Below are 5937 nucleotides of genomic sequence, written 5' to 3' on the forward strand. Positions count from 1 at the left end.
ACAACCCCCCCCCCCACCCCCTTTGGGGGGGTGGGGGGGACCCGTTTCCCCCCCCCGATAGGGACAACGCCGATTCAGCAGGTATTACTTGTCGGCGTGATACTGCGCATCAGCGGTTTCAAAGCGCGAAATCATGCTGTTCGACGGGCTGCCCAGCTTGCTCACCAGGACGATGGCGATGGTGGCGAACAGGAAGCCCGGGATGATCTCGTACAGATCGGTACCCAGCTGCTTCCACAGGATCACGGTCAGCGCACCGACCACGATACCCGCCAGCGCACCATTGCGGGTCATGCCTTTCCACAGTACCGACAGCAGCACCACCGGACCGAAGGCGGCACCGAAGCCAGCCCAGGCGTAGGCCACAAGGCCCAGCACGCGGTTCTCAGGGTTGGCGGCCATGGCGATGGCGATCAGTGCAACGGCCAGCACCATCAGACGGCCGACCCACACCAGCTCCTGCTGCGAAGCGTTCTTGCGCAGGAAGCTCTTGTAGAAGTCTTCGGTCAGGGCGCTGGAGCACACCAGCAACTGGCAGCTCAGGGTGCTCATCACCGCCGCCAGGATGGCCGACAGCAGCACACCGGCGATCCATGGGTTGAACAGGATCTTGGCCAGCTCGATGAACACGCGCTCACGGTTCTCGGTGACCGGGCCGGCGAGGTCCGGGTGCGCCGAGAAGTAGGCGATGCCGAAGAAGCCCACGGCACAGGTACCGGCCAGGCACAGGATCATCCAGGTCATGGAGATGCGGCGGGCGTTGGCGATCGACTTCACCGAGTCGGCGGCCATGAAGCGCGCCAGGATGTGCGGCTGACCGAAGTAGCCCAGGCCCCAGCCCATCAGCGAGATGATGCCAATGAAGGTAGCGCCCTTGAACATGTCGAAGTGCGCCGGGTCCACCGCCTCGATGGCGAGGAAGGTGGTATCGAAGCCACCGGTGGAGATCAGCACGATGATCGGCGTGAGGATCAGCGCGAAGATCATCAGCGAGGCCTGCACGGTGTCGGTCCAGCTCACCGCCAGGAAGCCACCGACGAAGGTGTAGGCGATAGTGGCCGCGGCACCGGCCCACAGGGCGGTTTCGTAGGACATGCCGAAGGTGCTTTCGAACAGGCGGGCGCCGGCGACGATGCCCGAGGCGCAATAGATGGTGAAGAACACCAGGATCACGATGGCGGAGATGATCCGCAGCACGCCACTCTGGTCTTCGAAGCGGCTCGAGAAGTAGTCCGGCAGGGTTAGCGCATCACCGTTGTGCTCGGTCTGCACCCGCAGACGGCCGGCGACGAACAGCCAGTTGAGGTAGGCGCCGACGGTCAGGCCGATGGCGATCCAGGCTTCGGAGAGGCCGGCGAAGTAGATGGCGCCCGGCAGGCCCATCAGCAACCAGCCGCTCATGTCGGAGGCACCGGCGGAGAGCGCGGTTACCACGCTACCGAGGCTGCGGCCACCGAGGATGTAGTCGGAAAGGTTCTTGGTGGAGCGATAGGCGGCGAAGCCGATCAGCACCATTGCCGCGATGTACACCACGAAGGTGATGGTTAGAGGATTGCCCATGAGTTGTGCCCTGGCGTTGTTTTTATCTCCAGCGACCGCCGCGCATGACGACGGTTGCACCCAGGCGGCGCATCCTATGCAACAACATGAACGAGGTGCAACCACTTTTCATTTGCAAGTTGCACCCAATCCTGCATTTTCGGATAAAACCGTGTTTTTGCTCCATTTCGGAGCAAACACAGCGTTTTCCATAACAAAAAACACCGAAAAAGACCTTTTCCGCTGTACGGAAACGTCCTTCAGACGAGTTGCACCTTCGCCTCGAAAAATTCGGGTTGCACCCGGTTGCACCCGAATTGTCCTACAGGCTAATCTTGCCTCCAGCTTAGGTCACACCCGTGGCCAATAACGAGGATAAGAAATGGCGACGACCACCCTTGGGGTCAAACTTGACGACCCGACCCGTGAGCGACTCAAGGCAGCTGCGCAGTCCATCGACCGCACGCCGCACTGGTTGATCAAGCAAGCGATCTTCAACTATCTCGAGAAGCTCGAGGGTGGCGCCACCCTGAACGACCTCAACGGCCACGCCGTCAACCTTGGCGACGAGGCCGGCGAAGCGCCGACCGACCACGCCCACCAGTGCTTCCTGGAGTTCGCCGAAAGCATCCTGCCGCAATCGGTGCTGCGCTCGGCGATCACCGCCGCCTACCGCCGCCCTGAGCCGGAAGTTGTGCCGATGCTGCTGGAGCAGGCGCGCCTGCCGGCCGCCCAGGCCGAAGCCACCAACAAGCTGGCCGCCAGCCTGGCCGACAAGCTGCGCAACCAGAAGAGCGCTGGCGGGCGTGCCGGCATCGTCCAGGGCCTGCTGCAGGAATTTTCGCTGTCCTCGCAGGAAGGCGTGGCGCTGATGTGCCTGGCCGAAGCCCTGCTGCGCATCCCCGACAAAGGCACCCGTGACGCGCTGATCCGCGACAAGATCAGCACCGGCAACTGGCAACCGCACCTGGGCAACAGCCCGTCGCTGTTCGTCAACGCCGCCACCTGGGGCCTGCTGCTGACCGGCAAGCTGGTCAGCACCCACAACGAATCCGGCCTGACCTCCTCGCTCACCCGCATCATCGGCAAGAGCGGCGAGCCGATGATCCGCAAGGGCGTCGACATGGCCATGCGCCTGATGGGCGAACAGTTCGTCACCGGCGAAACCATCGCCGAAGCCCTGGCCAACGCCAGCAAGTTCGAAGCCAAGGGCTTCCGCTACTCCTACGACATGCTCGGCGAAGCCGCGCTGACCGAGCACGACGCACAGAAATACCTGGCCTCCTACGAGCAGGCGATCCATTCGATCGGCAAAGCGTCCCATGGCCGTGGCATCTATGAAGGCCCGGGCATCTCGATCAAGCTGTCGGCCCTGCACCCGCGCTACAGCCGCGCCCAGTACGAGCGCGTGATGAACGAGCTGTACCCGCGCCTGCTGTCGCTGACCCTGCTGGCCAAGCAGTACGACATCGGCCTGAACATCGACGCCGAAGAGGCCGACCGCCTGGAGCTGTCGCTGGACCTGCTCGAGCGCCTGTGCTTCGAGCCGTCGCTGGCCGGCTGGAACGGCATCGGCTTCGTTATCCAGGCCTACCAGAAGCGCTGCCCGTACGTGATCGACTACGTCATCGACCTGGCCAAGCGCAGCCGCCACCGCCTGATGATCCGCCTGGTAAAAGGCGCGTACTGGGACAGCGAGATCAAGCGCGCCCAGGTCGAAGGCCTGGAAGGCTACCCGGTCTACACCCGCAAGGTGTACACCGACGTGTCCTACGTCGCCTGCGCCCGCAAGCTGCTGGCCGTGCCGGAAGCCATCTACCCGCAGTTCGCCACCCACAACGCCCACACCCTGTCGGCCATCTACACCATCGCCGGGCAGAACTACTACCCGGGCCAGTACGAGTTCCAGTGCCTGCACGGCATGGGCGAGCCACTGTACGAGCAGGTTGTAGGCAAGGTCTCCGAAGGCAAGCTGAACCGTCCGTGCCGCGTGTATGCACCGGTCGGCACCCACGAAACCCTGCTGGCCTACCTGGTCCGCCGCCTGCTGGAAAACGGCGCCAACACCTCGTTCGTCAACCGCATCGCCGACCACTCGATCTCGATCCAGGAACTGGTCGCCGACCCGGTCGCCAGCATCGAGCGCATGGGCACCCAGGAAGGCAGCATCGGCCTGCCGCACCCGCGCATCCCGATGCCGCGTGCGCTCTATGGCAGCGAGCGGGCCAACTCGGCCGGTATCGACATGGCCAACGAACACCGCCTGGCGTCGCTGTCCTGCGCCCTGCTGGCCACCGCCCACAACGACTGGAAAGCCGCCCCGCTGCTGGCCTGCGCCGCCAGCGAGCAAGCCGCCGTGGCAGTGCTCAACCCAGCGGATCACCGCGATGTGGTCGGCCACGTGCAGGAAGCCACCGTTGCCGACGTCGACAACGCCATCCAGTGCGCGCTGAACGCCGCACCGATCTGGCAGGCCACCCCGCCGGCCGAGCGTGCTGCGATCCTGGAACGCGCCGCCGACCTGATGGAAGCCGACATCCAGCCGCTGATGGGCCTGCTGGTGCGCGAAGCCGGCAAGACCTTCGCCAACGCCATCGCCGAAGTGCGCGAAGCCGTGGACTTCCTGCGCTACTACGCGGTGCAGGCACGCAACGACTTGCGCAACGACAACTGCCGCCCACTGGGCCCGGTGGTGTGCATCAGCCCGTGGAACTTCCCGCTGGCGATCTTCTCCGGCCAGGTGGCCGCAGCGCTGGCCGCCGGCAACCCGGTACTGGCCAAGCCCGCCGAACAGACCCCGCTGGTCGCCGCCCAGGCCGTGCGCCTGCTGCTGGAAGCCGGCATCCCCGAAGGCGTGCTGCAACTGCTGCCAGGCCAGGGGGAAACCGTCGGTGCCGGCCTGGTCGGTGACGAACGCGTCAAGGGCGTGATGTTCACCGGCTCCACCGAAGTCGCCCGCCTGTTGCAACGCAACATCGCCGGCCGCCTGGACAACCAGGGCCGCCCGATCCCGCTGATCGCCGAAACCGGCGGCCAGAACGCCATGATCGTCGACTCCTCGGCCCTCACCGAGCAGGTGGTGATCGATGTGGTGTCCTCGGCGTTCGACAGCGCCGGCCAGCGTTGCTCGGCCCTGCGCGTGCTGTGCCTGCAGGAAGACTCCGCCGACCGCGTGATCGAGATGCTCAAGGGCGCCATGGCCGAAAGCCGCCTGGGCAACCCCGAGCGTCTGTCCGTGGATATCGGCCCGGTGATCGACGCCGAAGCCAAGGCCGGTATCGAGAAGCACATCCAGGGCATGCGCGACAAAGGCCGCACCGTGTACCAGGTGGCCATCGCCGAAGGTGAAGAGGTCAAGCGCGGCACCTTCGTGATGCCGACCCTGATCGAGCTGGAAAGCTTCGACGAGCTGCAGCGCGAGATCTTCGGCCCAGTGCTGCACGTGGTGCGCTACAACCGCAAGGACCTGGACCAGCTGATCGAGCAGATCAACGCCTCCGGCTACGGCCTGACCCTGGGCGTGCACACCCGCATCGACGAGACCATCGCCAAGGTGGTGGGCAACGTCAATGCTGGCAACATGTACGTCAACCGCAACATCGTCGGCGCCGTGGTCGGTGTGCAGCCATTCGGCGGTGAAGGCCTGTCCGGCACCGGCCCGAAAGCCGGCGGCCCGCTGTACCTGTACCGCCTGCTGTCGACCCGCCCGGCCGACGCCATCGCCCGCCACTTCCAGGCCGACGATGCCCGCAGCCCGGCCGACACCACCCTACGCGACCAGCAGATCAAGCCGCTGAACACGCTCAAGACCTGGGCGGCCGGCAGCCAACTGAGCGACCTGGCCGCGCTGTGCGAGCAGTTCGCCGAGCAGTCGCAGAGCGGCATCACCCGCGTATTGCCTGGCCCGACTGGCGAGCGCAACAGCTACAGCGTGCTGCCACGTGAGCACGTGCTGTGCCTGGCCGACAACGAAACCGACCTGCTGGCGCAGTTCGCGGCGGTGCTGGCGGTGGGTAGCTCGGCGGTGTTCCAGGACGGCGAGCCGGCCAAGACCGTGCGCGGCCGCCTGCCGAAGGAGCTGCAAGCGAAGATCAAGCTGGTGGCCGACTGGAACAACGACGACGTGGCCTTCGACGCGGTGATCCACCACGGCCACTCGGACCAGCTGCGCGGCATCTGCGAGCAGGTTGCCAAGCGTGCTGGCGCGATCGTTGGCGTGCATGGGCTGTCGAGCGGCGATCACCAGATTGCCCTGGAGCGCCTGGTGATCGAGCGGGCGGTGAGTGTGAACACCGCTGCGGCGGGGGGTAACGCCAGCCTGATGACCATCGGTTAAGCCAACTGACGCCATCGCGGGGCAAGCCCGCTCCCACGCCAATAGCTGCATGGCGTGGGAGC

General features: G+C 65.4%; 2 protein-coding genes. One reads left to right on the forward strand and one right to left on the reverse strand.

Annotation, left to right across the window (positions count from 1 at the left end):
* Positions 1–84: 84 nt before the first annotated feature.
* Positions 85–1560, reverse strand: coding sequence for a sodium/proline symporter PutP (gene putP, locus ACO6VM_RS25405; RefSeq protein WP_401055479.1), 1476 nt, complete (start codon positions 1558–1560; stop codon positions 85–87).
* Positions 1561–1921: 361 nt separating this feature from the next.
* Between putP and putA the strand changes: the two genes are divergently transcribed.
* Complete coding sequence (gene putA, locus ACO6VM_RS25410; RefSeq protein WP_401055480.1) at positions 1922–5875, forward strand: trifunctional transcriptional regulator/proline dehydrogenase/L-glutamate gamma-semialdehyde dehydrogenase; 3954 nt, start codon at positions 1922–1924, stop codon at positions 5873–5875.
* The last annotated feature ends 62 nt before the right edge of the window (positions 5876–5937 follow it).

This window comes from Pseudomonas sp. GZD-209 (genome assembly GCF_049310485.1).
GTDB lineage: Bacteria > Pseudomonadota > Gammaproteobacteria > Pseudomonadales > Pseudomonadaceae > Aquipseudomonas > Aquipseudomonas sichuanensis.

Coding starts and splice junctions, on each gene's coding strand:
- putP (WP_401055479.1), bottom strand. CDS start 1,560: ATGGGCAATCCTCTAACCATCACCTTCGTGGTGTACATCGCGGCAATG.
- putA (WP_401055480.1), top strand. CDS start 1,922: ATGGCGACGACCACCCTTGGGGTCAAACTTGACGACCCGACCCGTGAG.